The 20550-nt window shown below is 72.0% G+C and carries 19 protein-coding genes; 9 read left to right on the forward strand and 10 right to left on the reverse strand.

Annotated elements, in window-relative coordinates; genetic code table 11:
* Positions 1 to 176: 176 nt before the first annotated feature.
* Together RUR_RS08525 and RUR_RS08530 are read right to left on the reverse strand one after the other, a co-directional pair.
* Complete coding sequence (locus RUR_RS08525; RefSeq protein WP_283134393.1) at positions 177 to 1025, reverse strand: hypothetical protein; 849 nt, start codon at positions 1023 to 1025, stop codon at positions 177 to 179.
* A gap of 113 nt (positions 1026 to 1138) precedes the next feature.
* A complete protein-coding gene (locus tag RUR_RS08530) occupies positions 1139 to 2089 on the reverse strand; it encodes an aldo/keto reductase (protein ID WP_283134394.1) in 951 nt (316 codons plus the stop codon).
* Between the two features lie 143 nt (positions 2090 to 2232).
* Here RUR_RS08530 and RUR_RS08535 point away from each other — a divergent pair, with 143 nt between their 5' ends.
* Genes RUR_RS08535 through RUR_RS08545 form a run of 3 tightly spaced genes read left to right on the forward strand, consistent with a single transcriptional unit; the run spans position 2233 to position 4295 of the window.
* Positions 2233 to 2919 (forward strand): histidine phosphatase family protein, encoded by a 687-nt coding sequence (locus RUR_RS08535; RefSeq protein ID WP_283134395.1) that lies wholly within the window; start codon positions 2233 to 2235, stop codon positions 2917 to 2919.
* A 9-nt stretch (positions 2920 to 2928) separates the two neighbouring features.
* Positions 2929 to 3480: a DUF3090 domain-containing protein gene (locus RUR_RS08540; protein ID WP_283134396.1), complete on the forward strand. Its 552-nt coding sequence runs from the start codon at positions 2929 to 2931 to the stop codon at positions 3478 to 3480.
* An 8-nt stretch (positions 3481 to 3488) separates the two neighbouring features.
* Positions 3489 to 4295: an SCO1664 family protein gene (locus tag RUR_RS08545; RefSeq protein ID WP_428846983.1), complete on the forward strand. Its 807-nt coding sequence runs from the start codon at positions 3489 to 3491 to the stop codon at positions 4293 to 4295.
* 169 nt (positions 4296 to 4464) lie between these two features.
* Here the strand turns inward: RUR_RS08545 and RUR_RS08550 are convergent, their stop codons facing one another.
* Both RUR_RS08550 and RUR_RS08555 read right to left on the reverse strand, forming a co-directional pair.
* Entirely contained in the window at positions 4465 to 5010 is a 546-nt protein-coding gene (locus RUR_RS08550; protein WP_283134398.1) for a snapalysin family zinc-dependent metalloprotease, read from the reverse strand.
* The gene (locus tag RUR_RS08555; protein ID WP_283134399.1) at positions 5007 to 5348 is read right to left on the reverse strand and encodes a hypothetical protein; all 342 of its coding nucleotides are present in this window, start codon (positions 5346 to 5348) and stop codon (positions 5007 to 5009) included. Before RUR_RS08555 ends, RUR_RS08550 begins: the two co-directional genes overlap by 4 nt.
* A gap of 179 nt (positions 5349 to 5527) precedes the next feature.
* Here RUR_RS08555 and RUR_RS08560 point away from each other — a divergent pair, with 179 nt between their 5' ends.
* The gene (locus RUR_RS08560) at positions 5528 to 6268 is read left to right on the forward strand and encodes an NRDE family protein (protein WP_283134400.1); all 741 of its coding nucleotides are present in this window, start codon (positions 5528 to 5530) and stop codon (positions 6266 to 6268) included.
* 17 nt (positions 6269 to 6285) lie between these two features.
* On the opposite strand, the gene RUR_RS08565 is transcribed toward RUR_RS08560, so the two are convergent.
* From RUR_RS08565 to RUR_RS08580, 4 genes are all read right to left on the reverse strand, one after another.
* Positions 6286 to 7020 carry a hypothetical protein gene (locus RUR_RS08565; RefSeq protein ID WP_283134401.1) on the reverse strand — a complete coding sequence of 245 codons (735 nt, stop codon included), beginning with the start codon at positions 7018 to 7020 and terminating at the stop codon, positions 6286 to 6288.
* A gap of 190 nt (positions 7021 to 7210) precedes the next feature.
* Positions 7211 to 7588, reverse strand: coding sequence for a hypothetical protein (locus tag RUR_RS08570; protein ID WP_283134402.1), 378 nt, complete (start codon positions 7586 to 7588; stop codon positions 7211 to 7213).
* Positions 7589 to 7647: 59 nt separating this feature from the next.
* Positions 7648 to 8979, reverse strand: a complete 1332-nt coding sequence (locus RUR_RS08575) for a hypothetical protein (RefSeq protein WP_283134403.1) — start codon at positions 8977 to 8979, stop codon at positions 7648 to 7650.
* A 42-nt stretch (positions 8980 to 9021) separates the two neighbouring features.
* Positions 9022 to 10125, reverse strand: a complete 1104-nt coding sequence (locus RUR_RS08580) for a M20 family metallopeptidase (protein ID WP_283134404.1) — start codon at positions 10123 to 10125, stop codon at positions 9022 to 9024.
* Positions 10126 to 10438: 313 nt separating this feature from the next.
* On the opposite strand from RUR_RS08580, the gene mshC reads away from it, so the two are divergent.
* The 5 genes from mshC to fxsT all read left to right on the forward strand — a co-directional run bounded on the left by mshC (position 10439) and on the right by fxsT (position 18203).
* Positions 10439 to 11668, forward strand: coding sequence for a cysteine--1-D-myo-inosityl 2-amino-2-deoxy-alpha-D-glucopyranoside ligase (gene mshC, locus RUR_RS08585; RefSeq protein WP_283134405.1), 1230 nt, complete (start codon positions 10439 to 10441; stop codon positions 11666 to 11668).
* Positions 11669 to 12032: 364 nt separating this feature from the next.
* On the forward strand, positions 12033 to 12476 hold the full coding sequence (locus RUR_RS08590; protein ID WP_283134406.1) for an SRPBCC domain-containing protein: 444 nt from the start codon (positions 12033 to 12035) through the stop codon (positions 12474 to 12476).
* A complete protein-coding gene (locus RUR_RS08595) occupies positions 12473 to 12829 on the forward strand; it encodes an ArsR/SmtB family transcription factor (protein WP_283134407.1) in 357 nt (118 codons plus the stop codon). Before RUR_RS08590 ends, RUR_RS08595 begins: the two co-directional genes overlap by 4 nt.
* Before the next feature lie 491 nt (positions 12830 to 13320).
* Complete coding sequence (locus RUR_RS08600) at positions 13321 to 15588, forward strand: tetratricopeptide repeat protein (RefSeq protein WP_283134408.1); 2268 nt, start codon at positions 13321 to 13323, stop codon at positions 15586 to 15588.
* A 197-nt stretch (positions 15589 to 15785) separates the two neighbouring features.
* On the forward strand, positions 15786 to 18203 hold the full coding sequence (gene fxsT, locus RUR_RS08605; RefSeq protein ID WP_283134409.1) for an FxSxx-COOH system tetratricopeptide repeat protein: 2418 nt from the start codon (positions 15786 to 15788) through the stop codon (positions 18201 to 18203).
* Positions 18204 to 18369: 166 nt separating this feature from the next.
* On the opposite strand, the gene RUR_RS08610 is transcribed toward fxsT, so the two are convergent.
* Both RUR_RS08610 and menD read right to left on the reverse strand, forming a co-directional pair.
* A complete protein-coding gene (locus tag RUR_RS08610) occupies positions 18370 to 18636 on the reverse strand; it encodes a helix-turn-helix domain-containing protein (protein WP_283134410.1) in 267 nt (88 codons plus the stop codon).
* A gap of 150 nt (positions 18637 to 18786) precedes the next feature.
* Positions 18787 to 20448, reverse strand: coding sequence for a 2-succinyl-5-enolpyruvyl-6-hydroxy-3-cyclohexene-1-carboxylic-acid synthase (menD, locus tag RUR_RS08615; protein WP_283134411.1), 1662 nt, complete (start codon positions 20446 to 20448; stop codon positions 18787 to 18789).
* Positions 20449 to 20550 lie beyond the last annotated feature (102 nt).

The following is a 20550-nucleotide window of genomic DNA, read 5'->3' on the forward strand; positions in this document are numbered from 1 at the left end:
GCCGCGGGTCTCGAACAGCGCGATACGCCGGTCGGCCTACCGGCACGAGGCGGTTCACCCGTGCGAGGCGGCTTTCCCCTGCGCCGAGTCACGCCGTACCGGAGTCGTTCTCACCCGGGTGGCCGACGGGCCACCTGCCCACCACCCGGACCGCTTCGGCCGCCGGCGACGTGCGATCAGGCGAGCCTGTGGTGGCGGTTGGGCACCCGGTTCTTGGCGCAGCGGTTCTTGGCGGGGGCGGGTTCGAGGGGGATGGATCCCGGCCGTTCCCGCCTGCGGGTCGCGGTGAGCCGGGCGACCAGCACCGCGGAGAGGAGCAGCGCGGCGGTGAGCAGGGTGCCGACCAGGTCGTAGGGCTCGGGTTTCCCGCTTTTGACGACGGGGCCGCCGAATTCGGGCAGGTGGTGCGGGACCGGCCAGAGCAGGGGCAGGCGCGGGTTGTGCGGGTCCGCGCGGTCGCCTTCCCGGGGCTCCTCCGGGATCCGCTGCGTCGACCGTGCCGCGCGGACGGGTGGCCGGGGCCGGACGGCGGCCTCGTCGCCCGGGCCGGGGACGTCGTCCGGGGCGAGGTGCCCGAGGATGTCCAGGTCGGCGACGACCTCCGGCCGGTCGCAACGGTCCAACGTGAGGCAGGGGTCGGCCGGGAGCGTCTGCGGTTCCTCGCGGGACGGGCCGTTCCCCCGGGGCGGCGCCGACGGTTCCGGCGGCGCGGTCAGGTCGGCGGCGGTCTCCTCGGCGGTGTCCCGTCCGCTCTCGACGGTTTCGCCGGCGGTCTCGCCGGGGTCTTTTCCGGCCGGCCCGGTCCGGTTGGGGGTGAGGCCCTCGATCGCCCCGGTCACGGCGCCGGTGACCTCGTCCGTCACCTCGCACAGTCCCGAGGTGAGGTCCTCGAGGACACCGAGGATCCCGCCGAGGCCGGTGCACTCGGCCGCGTGCGCGGCGGTCCCCGGGAGAGCGGGTGCCGCCATGGTGATGACGAGCGCGCCCGCTGAGATCGCCAGAACGCGTCGTGGATTGCCGACCATCACAAACCCCCCTGGCCGTCAGTGGTCATCATCCACTTTTATGGTCGTTCTCAGCTTTCAGGGAGAAAGAAGGGTTTCGGTATGGGAGCGTGATACGCGAGTCGGGCTCTCGATTACTCGTCGTCGGTGGAGACGTCGTCGAGCGCCTCCCGGATCTCGTGGGGGAGGGTGAGCTCCTCCGCGCTGAGCGCGTCGGCGAGTTGCGCGGCCGTGCGGGCACCGACGACGGCCGAGGCCACCCCGGGCTGATCCCGGACCCAGGCCAGGGCCACCGAGAGCGGCGATACGCCGAGCCCGTCGGCGGCCGTGGAGACCGACTCCACGATGCGGCGGCACCGGTCGTCCAGATAAGGGCGGACGAACTCCGCGAAGTGCGGCGCGGCCGCCCGCGAGTCGGCCGGGATCCCGTTCCGGTACTTGCCGGTGAGCACGCCCCGGCCCAGCGGGGACCAGGCGATCAGCCCGACGCCCAGGTGCTCGGCCGCGGGGAGCATGTCCCGCTCCACCCCCCGCGCGAGCAGGGAGTACTCGACCTGGCTGCTCACGATCGGCACCCGGCACGCGTCGCCGCGCTGCCAGGTGGACGCGCACGCGAGCTGCCAGGCGGAGTAGTTGCAGACCCCGGCGTAGAGCGCCCGCCCGGAGGCCACGGCCGCGTCGACCGCGGCCAGGGACTCCTCCAGCGGGACGTCCTCGTCCCAGGCGTGCAGCTGCCACAGGTCCACGTAGTCGAGGCCGAGCCGCTCCAGGGAGGCGTCCAGCGCCGCCAGCAGATGTCGCCGGGAGGCGTCGCGGCTCCGGGGACCGTCCGGGTTGAGCGCCGCCTTGGTGGAGACGACCAGGTCGGAACGGGGGACGATCCCGCGGATGAGCCGGCCCAGGAGCCGCTCGCTGTCGCCCGCGGTGTACACGTCGGCGGTGTCGATCAAGGTCCCACCGGCCTCGGTGAAGGCCGTGAGCTGACTCGCGGCCTCCTCGGCGTCGGTGTCGCGGCCCCACGTCATCGTGCCGAGGCCAAGGCGTGAGACGGACAGCCCGCTCCGTCCGAGAAGTCGCTCATGCATGATCGGACCAGGTTACCCGCCGGGTCGGATCCGGTGGAGACTAGGCTGGCCTTCCGTTCGACCGGTCCGTCCCGCGCCCGGCCACCCCGCCCGGCCTCGGCGCGACCGCCGCACGGCGTCGGCCACCGAAGAGAAAGGCGCCCATGACGACGCTCTTCCTCGTCCGCCACGGGCTCACCCCGATGACCGGGCCGCTCCTCGCCGGCCGGACTCCCGGGGTCCACCTGGACGAGCGCGGCGCGGAGCAGGCGCACGCGCTGTCGGTACGGCTGGCGCAGGTCACCCTGGACGCGATCGTCAGCAGCCCGCTCGACCGCTGCCTGGAGACCGTCCGGCCGGTCGCCGCCGGCCGGGAAGGGCTCGACGTCGTCGTGGACGAGCGGTTCCAGGAGTGCGGGTACGGGGAGTGGACGGGGCGCTCGCTGCGGGACCTCGCCGAGGAGCCGCTGTGGCGGGTCGTGCAGGCCCACCCCAGCGCGGCGGTCTTCCCCGGCGGGGAGTCCCTCGCCGGCGTGCAGCACCGCGCGGTCTCCGCCGTACGGGACTGGAACGCGCGGGTGGGCGAACGGGGCGTCTATCTGGTGTGCAGCCACGGTGACGTGGTCAAGGCGATCGTCGCGGACGCGCTCGGCCTCCATCTCGATCAGTTTCAGCGGATCGCGGTCGACCCCGCCTCGATCACGGTGATCCGCTATACACCACTGCGGCCCTTTCTCCTGCGTCTCAACGACACCGGTAGAGGGTTTCCAGGGCGGCCGGATGAAGAAAACAGCCCCGGCGGCGACGCTCCGGTCGGCGGGGGCGGTGGAACTCCCGGGCCCGGGATATAAGGTCGAGACATGCCGGTCTTCGACTACGACCCACCCGAGCGGTTCGTGGCCGGTGCCGTCGGGCAGCCGGGTTCACGCGCCTTCTTTCTCCAGGCGCGTGCGGAGGGTCGGCTCACCACCGTGTCGCTGGAGAAGTTCCAGGTGGCGGTGCTCGCCGACCGGTTGGACGAGCTCCTGGACGAGGTGCTGAGGCGGAGCGGGGGCATCGCGCCCGTGCCCGCCGTCGCCCCGCCCGACCTGGCCGACGAGGCCCCGCTCGACCAGCCGATCATGGAGGATTTCCGGGTCGGCACGATGGCGCTCGCCTGGGATCCGGACAGCGAACTGGTCATCATCGAAGCGCAGGCGATGGGGGAGGAGGAGGCCGGTGGGCTGCTCGGCGCCGGGGTCGAGGACCCGACGGTGCTGCGGGTGCGGATCACCCCCGCGGCGGCCCGCGCGTTCAGCAAGCGCGCGCTGGACCTGGTCTCCTCGGGGCGGCCGGCCTGCCCGCTGTGCAACCTCCCCATCGACCCGGACGGGCACGTGTGTCCCCGGCAGAACGGCAGCCGGGGGGCGTGAGGTGACTGATGACGGCCGGACGGCCCCGCTCGGGGCGATCAGCCGCCGGGGGCGGAGGTGATGTGAGCACCGGAGACTTCTCCGGATCCGAGTCGTACCTCACGGACGGGGACGCGCTGCGCCTGCTGGGCAACGGGCGCTTGGAGGTCGCCGGGCGGCTGGTCGAGGCGTCCAACCTGACCCTCTACTGCACGGTGACCCTGGAGGGGCGCTCGGCCGCCTGCGTCTACAAACCGGTCCGGGGTGAGCGGCCGCTCTGGGATTTCCCCGACGGCACCCTGGCCGCCCGGGAGGTCGCCGCGTACGAGGTGTCGGCGGCCACCGGCTGGCGGATCGTCCCGCCCACCGTCTACCGCGACGGCCCGTACGGCCCCGGCATGTGCCAGCTGTGGGTGGAACCCAACCGGGAGGTGGACCTCGTCGCGCTGGTGCGCAGCCGCAACGACCCCGCGCTGCGGCGCATGGCGGTGTACGACGCCGTCGTCAACAACGCCGACCGCAAGGGCGGGCATCTGCTGCCCCTGCGGGACGGGCACATCTTCGGGGTGGACCACGGGGTCTGCTTCGCCGCGGAGGACAAACTCCGTACCGTCCTGTGGCAGTGGCGGGGCAAGCCGCTGCTGCGGGAGTCGGTCCGGGTCCTGGCCCGGCTGGAGCGCGACCTGGACGACGGTCCGCTGGGCAGGCGCCTCCGCGAGCTGCTGACCTTGCGCGAGGTCACCGCCACGTGGGAGCGGGTACGGCGGCTGCTCGACACCGGGGTGCACCCCGGTCCCTCGGGGGACTGGCCCGCGGTGCCCTGGCCGGCCATCTGACGCGGCGCCCGCCGTATCCGCCGTACACGTTCCCTGCGGTGTCCGCCCTGCTTGCGCCGCACGCGCGAATCGGGCGTCCGCCCGGCAGTTCCGGGAGCCGGACGCGGGACCGGCCGGGGCGAGCGCTCGCCCCGGCCGGTCGCGTTCCGCCTGACCCGAACAGGCGTGCTCAGCGGTTGACGTACTCCTTGTTGTACTCGATGCTCGGCGCCACCTGTCCGGCGAAGTACCGGTTGACCTCGGCGATCTCGGCGGCGTTGGGGTTGGGGTTGGTGCAGGAGGTACCCGCGCTGGAGCCCGACATCAGCTGGGAGCACAGGCCGGTCCGCCGATCGGGCATACCCAGGATGTGGCCGATCTCGTGCGTTCCGATGCGCAGGGCGTTGTGGCCCTGGCCGGTGGCCTGACGGCCCATCCAGATCCGGCCGCGGCCCAGACTCGTCGGCATCGCCCGCGGCCAGCCGTTGTCCACGTAGAACGTGATGTCGGCCGGGGATCCCGCGACGATCTGGACGTTGGTCACGCTGCTGTTCCAGATCTGCACGGCCTGGGCGATGACCGACCGGAACTCACCGGCCTGGCTGCTGTTGTACTTGAGCACCCGTACGGCGCCGCTGCTCGCCGACGCGGGGGACGCCGCGGCTCCGGTGCCCACCAGGAGGGACAGCCCGAGGGCGGCGGTCGCCGCGGTACGAAGGACGCTGCGTGTTCTCAATGGGGCCTCCTCGGCCTTGTGGTGTCGCACGCGCGGTCACCGAGGTCGACGGTCGCCGCGCGCGGGGGGAACGACATGACGGCGAGGAGCTCGGTCGAGCCGCCTCGGCGTCGTCCGGCGGTCGCGGAGCCGGCCGGGGACGCGGGCCTGCGGGTCGGCCCGTCGTCCCGGTCGTCCGTGCGGTCGACCGCCGGGGTGGTGCGCCCGGATCCGTCGCGCGCGGATCCGGGGTGGAGAACGCCGAGGTCTCCCCGGATCCCGGCCGACGGGGTCGCCGAGGCCGGGCCGTTGATCGGTCGCCGGTCGCCGACCCGCCGCCGTCCGATGGTGTGAGTCATTCGGGCCCTCCGTGGGGGGTGGGGACACGCTAACGGCCACGGGGCGCCCGCGGGGATCTCTCACTTCCCCCCTACCGCGGTGATATGGATGACGTCGGCCCCTGGGGTGGGGCCGGGGCCGAGTGCCGATTGGTATGCGAAAGAATCGGGGGAAATGTCCCGCCGCAACGGGGGTGCCGATGTGTACCGTGATCGTGAGTGTCGAGCCCCATGCGGAGGTTCCGGTGCTGCTCGCCGGGGTCCGGGACGAGTTCCTCGGACGACCCTGGGCCGGTCCCGCGCGGCACTGGCCCCGGTGGCCGGGGCTCGTCGGCGGTCTTGACCGGCGGGCCGGGGGCACCTGGCTGGCCGTGGACCCGGGGCGGGACCGGGTGGCGGCCCTCCTCAACGGGCGCGGCGCCGACGCCCCGGCGCAGGGGCGCCGGTCCCGGGGGGACCTGGCCTTGCGGGCCGCCGCGGAGGGTGTCCTCCCGGACGGGGACCTGTCGGCCTACGACCCGTTCCATCTGCTGCTCGCGGACCGGTCGGGGGTACGGCTGTGCAGCTGGGACGGGGCCGGGCTCGCCGCGGCGGAGCTGCCGCCGGGCACCCACATGGTGGTCAACGGCGGCTGGGAACGCGAACCGGGGAACGAACGGGTGGCCTGGTTCCTGCCCCGTTTCGCCGGCGCCCGCCCGACCCCGGCCGTGCGCGGCGTCCCCGCCGACCAGTGGGGGAGATGGCTGACCCTCACCGGGGGCGACGGCCTGCCGCCGACCGACCCGCGTGCGCTGGTCGTCCGGCATGAGCTCGGCGACGGCTCGGTCTGGGGCACCGGCTCGATCAGCCTGGTCGCCCTCACCCCCGGCGGCGTCCGCTATGACTTCTGCCCCGACCCCGCCGACCCCGCCTCCTGGTACCAGGTCGACACCGCCCCCTGACGGCGGTCCGCCGGTGTTCAGCGGGGGCGGATCGCGGCCACGGGGGTGAGCCGGGCCTGGGTGGTGCGGTCGAAGTCGACGACGGTGCCGGAGAGGAGCTCGGCGCGGCGCAGGCGGGCCCCGTGGTCCACCCAGTAGCGGATCGTGCCCAGGGAGGTGGGGGCCGCCACGTGGTACGGGACGGTGGTGGGGGTGTCCGGGATCCGGCCGGGGGCCGCCGGGCCGCGGAAGACGTCGACCTCCACCGGGCCCACCCGGTCGCTGCGGAGCCAGGCGGCGCCGGCCCGCCGCAGCAGGACCGGGTTCTCCGGCCGATCCGCGGCCAGGGAGAGCAGCACCAGGCCGAGCCGCTCCACCGCCTCGGCGAACTGGCCGGGTGCCGGGCTCAGCCGGTGCACCCGCCACCGGTCCTGGGGGGCAGGCAGCGGGGGTGCCCCTTTGACGGCGCCACGCCGTACCGCCACCAGTCCGGGGACCATCTGCATCAGCCGGGGGTCGGCGCCGTCGACGGCGAGGTAGAGCAGGCGCTGCCGCCAGTCCACCCAGCCCCTGACCTCGTCGACGGAGTCTCCGGCGCGGACCTGTGCGAAGACCGCCGCCACCTGGTCGGTCCGGTTGCCGAGGCGCATCGCGGAGAGCCGGGTGATCTCCGCCTCGGTGAGCGGGCGGGGCCGGTCGGCGGCTGCGCAGGCGGTCAAGGGCAGCGACAGGCTCAGGGCGAGCGCGGTCAGGCGACGGGTCAGGGTCTGCACGGCCCCATGGTCCTTCGCCGTCTCCGGCGGTGTCTCGGCGGACGCCGGACCCGGCCGAAGCCTTGACCTTCGCTTGGGGGTGGGGCCCGCGCCCCGGGTGCGGACATGCCGGGACCCGGGCTTGGTTCAAGCCCGGGTCACCTGGGGTACGGCTCACGCGGGGTGGGGCGTGCGCCGCACCCGGGTCCGGTCAGGCCGCCGCGGGGGCGAGGCGGCGCAGGCCGAGGTACTGCATCTCGGCGATGCCCGCGACGAGCAGGGCCTGGGCGACGATGAAGACGACGCCGAACGGGTTGGGGTCGATCCAGCCGGTGAACAGCAGGACGATGCTGTCCACCGCCCAGAGGGCGTTGATCGCGATGATCGCGAGGACTCCGCCGCGCGGGGGTACCCGCCGGGAGGCCAGGTAACCGAGGAACGCGGCGACGGGCAGCAGCACGACCCCGGCCCAGCGGACCAAGGGCACGGGCAGGTTCATCAGGTCACCCACCAGGCCGGCCGCGGCGATGAGCAGGACGCCGAAGGCGGCGCAGAGAAGCATGTCGATCTTGATGACTTTGGCGAGCATCGTTGTCTCCTTCCGACGCCCTCATCGGACCATCGGACCCACTGCCACCTGCAGACATGTCACTGCCATTCACTGCCAATTTCCTGCTTTTCCCGCGTTCGAAGATCGTCGGCGACGAGCTTGGCGGCGGCGTTCTGCCAGTTATAGAGCGTACGTTCGGGAACTTGGGTGACGAACCAGTCGAAGGCCTGACTTTCCACGGCGGTCAAACCGTGCTTGGTGGCCCCCGTCCGGTACGGCCGCAGGCCCGCCACATAGGGGAAGTAGAGGACGTTGTAGTAGCGCCACTCCTCGGAGGTGCCGAACTCGCCCTCCCGCGGCTTCAACCGGACGATGCTCTCCAGGAGCAGCTGCTTCAGTTCGGCCGCCCGGTCCAGCGGTTGCCCCGGGCCCCGGCCGCGCAGCCTCTCCTCGATCACCGGGAGGTTGACCAGCGGGCTGCTGGTCAGCTTGGCCAGGTCGCCGTAGGCGGCCAGCGCGCGCCGCGTCAGCCGTACGAACTCCCGCTCGTCCGCCGGGACGCCGTCCGCCCGGCGGGGCAGTGCGTCGGCCGACTCGCGGAGTTCGGCCCGTTCCTGGCGGATCGCGGCGTTCCCCGGGAAGGCCAGCCGGTCCAGCAGGCGGTGCAGCGGATCGGCGAGCGTCTGCACCGCGACGGCCGCCGCGACCACCCCGAACACCGCGGGGGCGGCCGAGGGGTTCAGCGCCGCCACCGCCAGCACCTGCCCGCCGAAGAGCACCCCGGCCACCACCGCCCCGAGCAGCGAACGGAACAGATCCCGCCAGAGCCGCTCGCCGGAGTCGAAGGCGCCGGACATCGACATGGCCACCCCGAGCAGCAGGATGTCCGGCGCGACCGACAGGCGGACCAGCCATCCCGGCAGTCCACCCGGCAGCAGGAAGAGCACGCCCCCGAGCCCCGCGAACAGCGTCGCCACGGCGAGCAGCCACCACACCCGGGGCGGGCGGGCCCGGAACAGCAGCACCACGACCCCGATGAGCGGGGCGATCAGCAGCAGCGCCAGCGGGACGTACAACGGGTGGGGCTCGCCGAACAGCCCGCCGCTCGCGGTAACCGCGGCGAGCGCCACGACACCGGCGGGGAGGAGCCCGAACCGCCAGATCCGGTCCAGGGTCTCGGTTCCCGGCACCAGCGCCAGACACGCCCCCGTCCACAGCAGCAGCGGGAGCCCGAGCAGCATCGTCTCGGCGTATCCGAACACCGGGGAGGCCCCGGGGAGGTTCAGCCGCAGCCCTTCGGCGGCCAGCGCCAGCGCGTACAGCAGGATGCCCAGACCGGCCCGCGTCGCCGCCCGCTCACCGGCTCCGCGCAGGAGAACGTACAGCCCGAGCCACCAGGTGAATCCGAACATCACAGCGAACGCAGCCACCCGAAGAGCCTAGACGCTCGCCCGTACCGGTCCGGTCCGAGGTCAGGGGGGAGAAACGCCGAGGGTGAGGAATTCGGTGAGCGCGCGGTGGTAGGGGACGATCGTGGTGAGGTCGGCGTACTCGTCGGGCCCGTGCTGGCCGTCGCCGCCGATGCCGAAGATGACCGCGTCCACCCCCCGCCGGTAGTAGAAACGACCGTCGGCGGAGCCGTGCTTGCGGAGGAAGGCGGGGTCGTAGCCCTGGTTCCGGATGGCCTGCTGCAGCCGCAGGACCTCGGGACGCCCCCGGTCGGCGTGGTGCGGCGGGTCGACGTGGTCCACCACGGGGGTCACCCCCGGCTGGCAGAACCCCGCCAGATGCCCTGCGATCTCCTGGACCGACCGGCCGTTCAGGTCGAGGTCCTCGGCGGGGAACCGGATGTCCAGCCACGCCTGCGCCGACTCCGGCACCTGGTTGCGGGCCTGGTTCGGGGTCTCGACCCGGGCGACGTTGACGGTGGTCCGCCACACCTCCTCGGAGGTGACCGGGTAGGCGGCGAGCAGGTCCGCAAGGCTCCGGCCCAATTTGACCAGGGCGTTGTCGCCGAGCCAGGGGTAGGCGCCGTGGGCGCCCCGCCCGGTCGCCCGCAGCGACGCCACCACCATCCCCTTGGAATCGGTCACCACGCGCAGCCCGCTCTGCTCCCCGATGAGGGCGAAGTCGGCGTCCACGCCCTGCTCCAGCTGATGGAGCGTGCCGTTGCGCCCGCCGACCTCCTCGTCGGTGACGAGCTGCAGCGCGATCGGGTACGGCAGGCGCGCCGCCTGCTCGCGGAAGACCTGCGCCAGCACCAGCGCCGAGACCTTCATGTCCTGCGCGCCCCGCGCGTACAGGCGGTCGCCCTCGCGGCGCGGCCGGAACTGGTGGGGAGGGGCGGGTACGACGTCCAGGTGGGCGTTGAAGATCACGGAGAACCGCGCCGGGCGCTCGCCGGGGTAGACCAGCGCGCTCGGCTTCCCGCCCGAGGAGAACCGTTCGACGGCGAAGCCCGGCCCGGCGAAGTCGAGGACCAGCTCAAGCGCGCGGAGCAGGTCGCCGGGCCGTTCCTCGGTCGACGGCACGGCGAGCAGCTCCTCCGCGGCGGCGAGGAGGGGTTCGATGTCCACCTGACCATCCTCCCCCGCCCGCCCCGCCGGCGCCATCGGATGAGCCGCCGGACGCCCGGGACGGACGGCACCACCGCGACCGGGGGAGGACGTCGGCGATCCCGGCGCCGTCCCTTGAGGCCGTTGTTCGCCCACAGGCGCGGGGTTTTGCCACCACCCGATCCCACTCGATGATTGACGCACCGACCTTGGATCCTGCTTTCCGGGCGACCGGTCGCCCGACCAAGCTCCTGGCCGGATGGCCGGTTTCGGGTGGGCCGGTTGGACAGGGGAGGCGTTTTCCCTCATCGCGGGCGCGGATAGGCTCGGAGGCATGCGATCGTGGCCCACCCCCGTGCTTCCCCGCCTGCCCGGCGTGGGAGAGCAGCTCCGACTGTTCGACACCTCCGCAGGTGAGATCCTCGCCACCGAGCCCCGCGACGGGACCGCCCGGATGTACGTCTGCGGAATCACGCCCTACGACGCCACCCACCTCGGCCACGCCAACACCTACGTCGCCTTCGACCTGGTCAACCGGGTGTGGCGCGACGCCGGGCTGGACGTGCACTACGTACAGAACGTGACGGACGTCGACGACCCCCTGCTGGAGCGCGCCACGCAGACCGGGCAGGACTGGCGGGAACTCGCCGACCGGGAGATCGAGCTGTTCCGCACCGACATGACGGCGCTGCGGGTGCTGCCGCCGCGCGACTACATCGGCGCCGTCGAGTCGATCCCCCTCGTCGTCGAACTGATCGAACGGCTCCGGCGGCGGGGCGCCGCCTACGACGTCGACGGCGACGTCTACTTCCCCGTCCACGCCGACCCCGCGTTCGGCGCGGTCTCCCGGCTGGGGCCGGAGCCGATGCTGGAGCTGTTCGCCGAGCGCGGCGGCGACCCCGATCGCCAGGGAAAGAAGCACAAACTGGACTGCCTGCTCTGGCTGGCGCGGCGCCCCGGGGAGCCCGGCTGGGAGTCGCCGTACGGCCCGGGGCGTCCCGGCTGGCACATCGAATGCACCGCGATCTCGCTGCACCACCTCGGCGCGGACGTCGACCTCCTCGGCGGCGGCTCCGACCTCGCCTTCCCCCACCACGAGATGGGCGCGTCCGAGGCGCACGTCGCCACCGGGTCCGCACCGGCGGCCAGGCACTACGTCCACGCCGGGATGGTCGCCCTGGACGGCGAGAAGATGTCCAAGTCCCGGGGGAACCTGGTGTTCGTCTCCCGGCTCCGGGGGCAGGTCGACCCGATGGCGATCCGGCTGGCGCTGCTCGCCCACCACTACCGGTCCGACTGGGAGTGGTTCGAGGACGACCTGACCCGGGCGAAGGCACGGCTCGCGCGCTGGCGCGAGGCGACCTCCCTCGCGCAGGGCCCCGCCGCGGACGCCGTACTCGCGAAGGTCCGGGCCAGGCTCGCCGACGACCTCGACGCCCCCGGTGCCCTCGCGGCGATCGACGAGTGGGCCGACCGGGCCTTGGAACGTTCAGACGAGGGCGACCCGGCCGCACCGGCCCTCGTCAAGGACATCGCCGACGCCCTCCTCGGGGTCGCCCTGTAGGAGTACCGCGGCCGCGCCGGTGCGTTTCACGTGTCATTCGTTGATCGGTAAGACGATCGACGGCTGCCGGTATGAGGGAAGACGCACCGGTACGGCCCTGCGTGGCGTGGTGTTGCCTGGCGGAGAAATCACGGCGGCGGGTAGCCGGTGTCGCGCTCAGTGCCGGTGGAGGGGCGCTTCGCCGGCGATGCGACCGTCTCCGCCTCCGCCGGTTCGGGTGCTTCCCGAGGGCCGGAACGCGGACTTCGACGAGTTGAGGCGCCGGGACGAAGGCTTCCCTCGGAAAACCCACCTGCAACCTATGGTTGCGCATGGTGTAGTCTGACGTGCAATCAATGGTTGCACGTTGGATGGAGGTGGGAACATGGTTCCCGAACGGATCGAGCGGGAGATTCGGATCGACGCACCGGTGGAGCGGGTGTGGACGGTCGTCACCGAACCCGAGCATCTCAACCGGTGGCTCGGCGACACCGCCGAGATCGACCTGCGGCCGGGCGGTGCCGGGCTTCTCGTGTGGGAGAAGTACGGCGCCTCGCGGCTGCGGGTGGAGAGGGTGGAGCCGCCGCACCTGTTCGCCTTCCGCTGGGCCCGCGGCGAGGACCAGCCCGTCCCGGGGAAGGCCACGCTCGTCGAGATGAGTCTGACCGCGGAAGGCGAGGGCACCCTGCTCCGCGTGGTGGAGAGCGGATTCCCGGAGCTCGACCTGCCCGAGGAGGAGAAGGAGCGCTACGTCGCCGAGAACACGGGCGGCTGGCGGAGCGAGCTGGACGAGCTCCGCGAGTACCTCGCGCGGCCGCACGCCGGATGATCCGGCACGACGACGAGTCCGACGAGCTGTGGGCGGCCGTCGCCGACCCGATCCGCAGGAGGCTGCTCGACCTCCTGCTCACCGACGGGGAGGCGACCGCCACCACGCTCGCCGCCGGACTGCCCGTCACCCGCCAGGCCGTCGCCAAACACCTGGCGGTCCTCGAACGGGTACACCTCGTGGAAGGGCGGCGGCACGGCCGGGAGGTCCGGTACGGCGTGCGCCCGGAACGGCTCGACGCCGCCACCCGATCGATGGCGCTGGTGGCGGCCCGCTGGGACGAGCGGCTGGCGACGATCAAACAGCTCGCCGAGGACGTCTCCGGCGAGGCCGGCGAACCCCGGGGGGATTGACCATGCCGCTGTCCGGCAAGATCGCCGTGATTTCCGGAGGAGGGGGCGCGAGCGGAGGGGCCGTGGCCCGTACCTGCCCCGGAGCAGGGGCTTACGTTCACCCCGCGAGCCGTACCCTCGGCGAACTCCGGCGGGTCGCGGCCGGCATCGCCGCCCGGGGCGGGGACGAAACGGCGGAGGTCGATGCCCTCGACGAGCACGCCGACGCGGTGGCGAAGGCCGGGGGCGGTATCGACACCCGACACGGTCGTCCCCGTCGACTGACCGGCACCGGACACCCTGGCGGCGGGCCTGCGGAGGCGCCCGCCGTCAGGGGCCCGATGGGCCGGGCACGCCGCCGTACAACGCTCAGATCATCGTAAGAAATGATGTGCTGCCAAACACGGAGACAGCGAGCACTATGGCGTCATGAGACGGCGAACCCCGTGGGTGTGGCGTGAACAACCCGGCCAGGCGGCCGTACGCGGCGAGCGCACCGGGTCGGCGGGGCGGTGACCGGGGTGGGAGGGGACGGGATCCATCTGGAGGTGAGCGGGTCCGCCGTGCTCCGGGACCTGATCCAGATCGGCAACGTCGCCAGAGACGTGATCATCAACCAGGCCGGGCCGCAGCCCGAGCCGGAACGGATCGTCGAAGGCGACATCCCCGCCCAGCCCCCGGGGTTCCAACCCCGGGAAGACCTCCTCCGACGGCTCCACGATCAGGTGGCCGCCGGGGGAGCGGCGGTGATCTGCGCGCTCACCGGGACGCCGGGGGTCGGCAAAACCACCCTGGCGGCGTCCTACGCCTGGGCCTGCCGGCACGCCGAATGGCCCCTGGTGGCCTGGATCGCCGCGGAGAACGAGAACCAGATCGTCGCCGGGCTCGGCTCCCTCGCCCACCGGCTGGGGATCCGCCTCCCCGACGACGACGCCCACACCGCGGCGACCAAGGCCAGGAACCGGCTGGCCGGGATGGACACCCCGAGCCTGCTCGTCTTCGACAACGCCGCCGACCCCGACGTGATCCGCCGCTGGTGTCCGTCGACCGGTGCAGTCCGGGTGATCGTCACCTCCCGCAACGCGGCCTTCGGCCGCCTCCACCCGCCGGTCCCCGTCGAAGAGTTCACCGACGAGCAGGCCCTGCGGTTCCTGCGGGAACGTACCGGGCTCTCCGACGACGCCGGAGCGCGGCGCCTGGCGGCCGAACTAGGCCGGCTCCCGCTCGCCCTCTCCCAGGCCGCCTCCGTGATCGCCCGTCGAGGCATCGGCTACCCCGAGTACCTGGAGTTGCTCGCGGGCTTCCCGCTGCCGGAGCACCTGTCCCGCCACGACGGCGACGCCTACCCCGACGGCACCGCTCAGGCGATCCTGCTCTCGGTCGGCCAGCTCGAACCCGACGACGAGGACACGCACGAGGTTCTGGACCTCCTCTCGGTCCTTTCCCCGGCCGGGATACCACGGGCGCTGTTCCACGAGGTGATCGACGATCCCGCCGGCCGGGCGACGCTCGGCGAAACCCTCGCCCGGCTCGCCGACGCCTCGCTGATCACCTTCACCGAGAACGGCGGCACCATCCTCATGCATCGCCTCGTCCAGCGTGTGCTGCGCGAACGTGCCCTGCTCGGCCACGACCCGGCCGAGGCGGTCCGCGGCGCCACCGGCCTGCTGACGGTGTTCGCCGAGCTGATTCCCGACGGCGCCAAGACCTGGGGCGCCCGGGTCGCCGTCGACACGGTCCTCGAGCAGTGCGACGCCCTCTACCCGGTCGCGAAGGCAGCCGGCCTGCTCTCCGACGAGTTGATGCTCCTCCGGTTGTGGGGCGTCTCCGCCCTGCTCGGTCTGGCCGCTCCCGACCGGGCCGTTCCCCTGGCACAGGCGACGCTCAACGACTTCGAGGACATCCTGGAGCACGGCCATCCGGACGCACTCCGCGCCCGCGCATTGCTCGCCTTCGCCTATCAGGACCTGGGACGGCCCGCCGAGGCGATCTCACTTCTGCACGTGGTCCTCACCGCCAGGGAACGCATCGACGGGCCCGACCATCCGGACACCCTGACCACGCGCTACAACCTCGCCCTCGCCTACCAGGACGTGGGACGCTTCACCCAGGCGATCGACCTCCATCACGTCGTCCTCACCGCCAGGGAACGGATTCTGGGATCCGACGACCCTGACACGCTCACCAGCCGGGACAACCTCGCCCGTGCCTACCAGCAGGCCGGGCGACCCACCGAGGCCGTCGCGCTCCATCAGGCCGTACTCGCAGACCGCGAACGGGTACTCGGCCCCGACCATCCGCAGACCCTCGGCACGAGCAACAACCTCGCCTTCGCCCATCAGCACGCCGGACACCTCTCCCAGGCCGTCACGCTCTTCGAGAAGACCCTCGCCGACCTGGAACGCGTCCTCGGCCCAGACCATCCGGACACCCTCAACTGCCGCAACAACCTCGCCCTCGCCTACACGGCGGAGGGCAGGCACGACCAAGCCTTCGAGCTGTACCGTGTCACGCTCGCCGACCGGGCGCGCCTCCTCGGGCCCCACCACCCGGACACGCTCCTCAGCCGCAACAACCTCGCCGTCGCCTACCGGAAAGCCGGACAGGTCCCTCAGGCGATCGCACTCTACGAAGAGATCCTCGCGGACTGCGAGCGCGTCCTCAGCCCCGACCATCCCATGACCCACACGGTCCGGGAGAACCTCGAGTTCGCCCGCCGAAGCGCACAGGAGAGCGGCCCGGGCTGGCTCAGGGCAATTCGCAGGATCATCGGGGGCTGACCGAATCCTCGTCGAAATCCACCGCCGGGCGCAGGTTCGGGAAGGAGTATTGGGGTCATGAGGCGGCGAAGCCCCGCGAATCACGATGGGATGTTCGGCAGGGGTGTCGCATCCGGTGGTTCCAGGATTGCAACGGCCCTTCGACCGGGTCGAGGGATTCCGGTTGCCGACATCGACGGCACCACGAGGGAACGACGATGACCGGGGCCGGCCCGGGGCCGGGCGCCGAAAGGCCGGATCCGCATGTGAGCGGGTCCACCGTGTACCGGGACCTGCTGCAGATCGGCAACGTCCAGGGGAACGTGACCATCGCCCAAGGCGGGCCGCCGACCGCGCCGGAGCAGATCGTCGAGGGGGACATCCCCCAGCAGCCACCCGGGTTCCAGCCCCGCGAGGACCTGCTCCGGCGGCTGCACGAGCAGGTGGCCGCGGAGGGCGCCGCAGTGATCTGCGCTCTCACCGGGCTGCCGGGGGTCGGCAAAACCACTCTGGCGGCGTCTTACGCCTGGGCCTGCCAGCACGCCGGATGGCCCCTGATCGCCTGGATCGCCGCCGAGAACGAGAACCAGATCCTCGCCGGGCTCGCCGCCCTCGCCCACCGCCTGGGAATCTGCGGCGCCGACGACGACTCCCACGCCGCCGCCACCCGCGCGAAGCATCGGCTGGCCGGATCCTGGTCCCCGGCGCTGCTGGTGTTCGACAACGCCGTCGACCCCGACTTGGTCCGCCGCTGGTGCCCCGCCACCGGGATGACCCGTGTGATCATCACCTCCCGCAACACCGCTTTCGGCCGCCTCCACACCCCCGTGCACATCGAGGAGTTCACCCCGGAGGAGGCGCTGCTGTTCCTGCGGCGGCGCACCGGGCTCAGCGACGATTCCGCCGCCGCGAACCTCGCCTCCGAACTGGGCCACCTTCCCCTCGCCCTCTCCCAGGCAGCCTCCGTCATCGCCCGACGGCACGTCGGCTACTCCGAATACCTCCACCTGCTCACGGACTTCCCGCTTGAGGAGCATCTGCCCCACCAGGACGGTGATGTCTACCCCCACGGCACCGCCCAGGCGATCCTGCTGTCGGTGACCCAGGCCGAGGCCGGCGACGAGGACACCTGGGAGGCATTGGGCGTGCTCGCGGTCCTGTCTCCCGCCGGGATACCCCGCGCCCTGTTCCGCGACGTCGTTGACGACCCCGCCGACCGGGCAAGGCTCGACGAGATCCTCGCCGGGCTCGCGGACCACTCGTTGATCACTTTCACCGAGGACGGCACCACGATCCTCATGCACCGCCTCATCCAGCGGGTCCTGCGTGAACGCGCTCGCCATGAGGACAATCTCGCAGGGATCCTGGACACCGCCACCCAATTGCTGTCGGCGTTCAACACTCTGATCCCCGAAGGCGCCGAAACCTGGAATGCCCGCGCCGCCGTGGAGGCGCTCCTGGAACAGACCGACGCCCTGTACGCCATCGCCAGGGCTGAGGGCCGGATCTCCGCGGACCTGCTCACCCTGCGTCACTGGAGCGGCCGGTACCTGATCGACCTGGCCGACCCAGGTCGCGCCATCACCCTGTTGGAGGTGACGGTCACCGACTTCCAGAACGTCCTGGGACGCGACCACCCCGATACCCTCATAAACCGCGCCACCCTCGTGCTCGCCTACCTGGAGGCAGGGCTGGTCGACCTTGCCATCACCCTTAACAGGGAGAGCCTCGCCGACCAAGAACGCATTTTGGGGTCTGACCACCCTGAGACCCTGAGAACGCGCAGCAACCTCGCTCTCGCCTATCAGACGGCCGGGCAACTCGACCTTGCCATCGGCCTCCACCAGTCTCTCCTCGCCGACGAGGAACGCATCTTCGGCCCCCACCGCCTTGAGACCCTGAGAACGCGCAACAACCTCGCCGTCGCCTATCAGACGGCCGGCCAACTCGACCTTGCCATCGGCCTCTACCAGTCTCTCCTCGCGGACCAGGAACGCATCTTCGGCCCCCACCACCCCGAAACCCTCAGAACGCGCAACAACCTCGCTCTCGCCTACAACGAGGCTGGGCAATCCACTCAGACCATCGCCCTCTACCAGTCTCTCCTCGCGGACCAGGAACGCATCCTCGGCCCCCACCACCCCGAAACCCTCAGAACGCGCAACAACTTGGCAGGTGCGTACCGGGAGCTAGGGCAATACGCCCAGGCCGTCACCCTCAATCGGGAAAACCTCTCCGAGTGCGAGCGGATACTCGGACCCGATCACCCCCTCACTCTCACCGCACGCAGCAACCTCGCCAACTCCTATCTGGACTCCGGGCGGTTCGATCTCGCCTTCACCCTCCTTCAAACCCTCCTCGCCGACCAAGAACGGATCCTCGGCCCCCACCATCCCGACATCCTCACCACCCGCAACAACCTCGCCACCGCCTACCTCGAGGCCGGGCAAATCGATCTCGCAATCGTCCTGTACGAATCAACCCTGGCGGACTGCGAACAGGTACTCAGCACGGACCATCCGCTGACCGGACTGTTGCGGGAGAACCTCGACCTCTCCCGTGATCGCGCAACACGGGAGAACTCGTGGTGGCTACGCGTCCTCAAGCGGATCCGGCGGCGAACGCACCCCCGGTGAAGCCCTGAGCCGACACCGGCCTGAGCAGGCGCGACAGACTGCCTCGCCGACCGGCGGTTCACCGAACCATAATTGTGCGATCTTGTAAGGCCATCGATGACCGGCGCCGACGAGACGATCAGGCCGGTTCCGGTCGTGTGGGACGCTGTCGGACCAAGCTCGTGTGTTACGCCGCGTGGGCCTCGAACCAGAGGGAACCGAGATCGTGGCCGGAGGTCAAGCGGACGTCGGCGTCGAGAGCCGCAGCCAGGAGCCGGAGCAGCGCCACCGTGGGCGCGGTGCCGCCTTCCTCGATGCACTCGATCTCGTCGTCGGTCATCCCCGCCCGGTGAGCCAGTTCGGCGACGGTCAGACCGAGTTCGGTGCGCCGGTCGTAGAGGGCCTTGCCGAAGGCCAGCGCCTCGCGAATGGCGATTCTCTCGGGATCGTCCACCTGTGCTGGAGTGCGTACCCACCGAGTGTGATAGCCAGCCATTACACGTGCCTCTCGTACGTCCCCGTCGCCGGTCCATAGTGGTCACGTTCACAGATCTTCTGAGCCCGGACCGCCCGGTCGATCTGTCTCTGATCATGTTGCCTGATTTCAGATGGACATCAGGTCGCGTACGGCCCGGGTGGCGGCGTCGCGTATGAGGGTGTGGATTTCGGCGTTGCGGGTGCGGTCGGTTTGGGCTTCGACGATGCGGATTCCCTCGCCGAGGATGGCCTTGGGCAACTCGGTGAGGGACGTGAGTAGCGTGTACGGCGTGCGCGTGGCGGCGGCTACGGCGGCGAGGTCGACGCCGTGCGGGGTGCCGAAGACGCGTTCGAAGGGGCCGGTGAGGGCGGCTTGGGGGAGCAGGGAGAAGATGCCGCCGCCGTCGTTGTTGACCACGACGAGGCACAGGTCGGGCCGGGGTTCGTTGGGGCCGATGATCAGGCCGTTCTGGTCGTGCAGCAGGGTGAGGTCGCCGAGGAGGGCGTAGGCGGGGCCGTCGTGGGCGAGCGCCGCGCCGACGGCGGTGGAGACCACGCCGTCGATGCCGGAGGCGCCGCGGTTGGCCAGGATGCGCGGCCCGCGCCGGGGCCGCATGACCTGGTCCAGGTCGCGGATCGGCATGCTGGGGCCCACGGTCAGCAGGGAGTCGCCGGGCAGCAGTTCGACGAGGTCGCGAGCGAGCCGGGGTTCGGTGATCTCGTCCGCCCGGTCCAGGACGCGGTCGACGGCGGTGCGGGCGGCGAGGTCGGCCGAGCGCCAGTGGTCGAGCCAGTCGGCGGGGCCGGGGACGGCGGGGATCTCGACGGATTGGGCGACCTGGGTGGCGGTCCTGGTCGGGTCGGGCCAGCGGGCGAGGTCGGGGTCGACGACGATGTGCTCGGCGGCCCGGGCGAGCCAGGAGAGCAGGGGCCGGGAGAGCCCGGGACGGCCGAGGACGACGACGACGTCGGGTTGCGCCCGGTCGGCGAACTCGGGGACGCCGAGCAGGTGGTGGTAGGTGGAGACGGCGTGGTCGCCGTACCGGCCGCAGCCGTGCGGTTCGGACAGGACGGGCCAACCGGCCGCCTCGGCGGCGGCCACGTACCGGGGGACGCCTGTGGCGCCTTCGCCGATGACGAGGACGCCGCGCATGCCCGGCGGGACGCGCACGGCGGTGTGCGGGGAGGGCGCCCCGCCGCGTACCCGCGGGTGGCCGGCCGCGCCGTCCAGCGGCTCGCACCAGGTGGTGTCGCCGTCGGGGACGAGCGGTTCCCGGAAGGGGACGTTGAGGTGGACGGGCCCGGGGTCGGGCGCCAGGCTGCGCCGCCAGACCCGGCAGGCCAAAGACCGCCAGTAGGCGACCTGGCCGGGCCGGTTCTCCGGGACGCCCGTCTCGCCGTACCAGCGGACCGTCGACCCGAACAGTTTCACCTGGTCGATGGTCTGGTTGGCGCCGGTGTCGCGGAGTTCGGGGGGCCGGTCGGCGGTGAGCAGGATCAGCGGGACGCGGGCCTCCCCGGCTTCGATCACGGCGGGGTGCAGGTTGGCGACGGCGCTGCCGGAGGTGCAGACGACGGCGACGGGGCGGCCGCTCGTCTTGGCGAGCCCGAGGGCGAGGTACGCCGCGGACCGCTCGTCGATGCGGACGTGCAGCCGGATCCGTTCCTCGGCGCAGAGGGCGAGGGCGAGCGGCGCCGAGCGGGAGCCGGGGGCCAGGACGACGTCGGTGAGGCCACAGCGCACCAGCTCGTCGACGAGCACGGTGGCGAGCGCGGTCGCCGGATTCACGCTGATCCGCCTTTCCCGGGAACCGCTCCGCCGGTGGACCGAGGGAATGCCGTACGGCCTGCGCAGACGCTCCGGGTTCCACGTCCGGCCCGTGCAGGCCGT

This window comes from Rhizohabitans arisaemae (assembly GCF_025996515.1).
Classification (GTDB): domain Bacteria; phylum Actinomycetota; class Actinomycetes; order Streptosporangiales; family Streptosporangiaceae; genus Rhizohabitans; species Rhizohabitans arisaemae.

Excerpts from the sequence above, each read along its gene's own strand:
- RUR_RS08525 (WP_283134393.1), bottom strand. The coding sequence starts at position 1,025 with ATGGTCGGCAATCCACGACGCGTTCTGGCGATCTCAGCGGGCGCGCTC.
- RUR_RS08530 (WP_283134394.1), bottom strand. The coding sequence starts at position 2,089 with ATGCATGAGCGACTTCTCGGACGGAGCGGGCTGTCCGTCTCACGCCTT.
- RUR_RS08535 (WP_283134395.1), top strand. The coding sequence starts at position 2,233 with ATGACGACGCTCTTCCTCGTCCGCCACGGGCTCACCCCGATGACCGGG.
- RUR_RS08540 (WP_283134396.1), top strand. The coding sequence starts at position 2,929 with ATGCCGGTCTTCGACTACGACCCACCCGAGCGGTTCGTGGCCGGTGCC.
- RUR_RS08545 (WP_428846983.1), top strand. The coding sequence starts at position 3,489 with ATGACGGCCGGACGGCCCCGCTCGGGGCGATCAGCCGCCGGGGGCGGA.
- RUR_RS08555 (WP_283134399.1), bottom strand. The coding sequence starts at position 5,348 with ATGACTCACACCATCGGACGGCGGCGGGTCGGCGACCGGCGACCGATC.
- RUR_RS08560 (WP_283134400.1), top strand. The coding sequence starts at position 5,528 with ATGTGTACCGTGATCGTGAGTGTCGAGCCCCATGCGGAGGTTCCGGTG.
- RUR_RS08570 (WP_283134402.1), bottom strand. The coding sequence starts at position 7,588 with ATGCTCGCCAAAGTCATCAAGATCGACATGCTTCTCTGCGCCGCCTTC.
- mshC (WP_283134405.1), top strand. The coding sequence starts at position 10,439 with ATGCGATCGTGGCCCACCCCCGTGCTTCCCCGCCTGCCCGGCGTGGGA.
- RUR_RS08590 (WP_283134406.1), top strand. The coding sequence starts at position 12,033 with ATGGTTCCCGAACGGATCGAGCGGGAGATTCGGATCGACGCACCGGTG.
- RUR_RS08595 (WP_283134407.1), top strand. The coding sequence starts at position 12,473 with ATGATCCGGCACGACGACGAGTCCGACGAGCTGTGGGCGGCCGTCGCC.
- fxsT (WP_283134409.1), top strand. The coding sequence starts at position 15,786 with ATGACCGGGGCCGGCCCGGGGCCGGGCGCCGAAAGGCCGGATCCGCAT.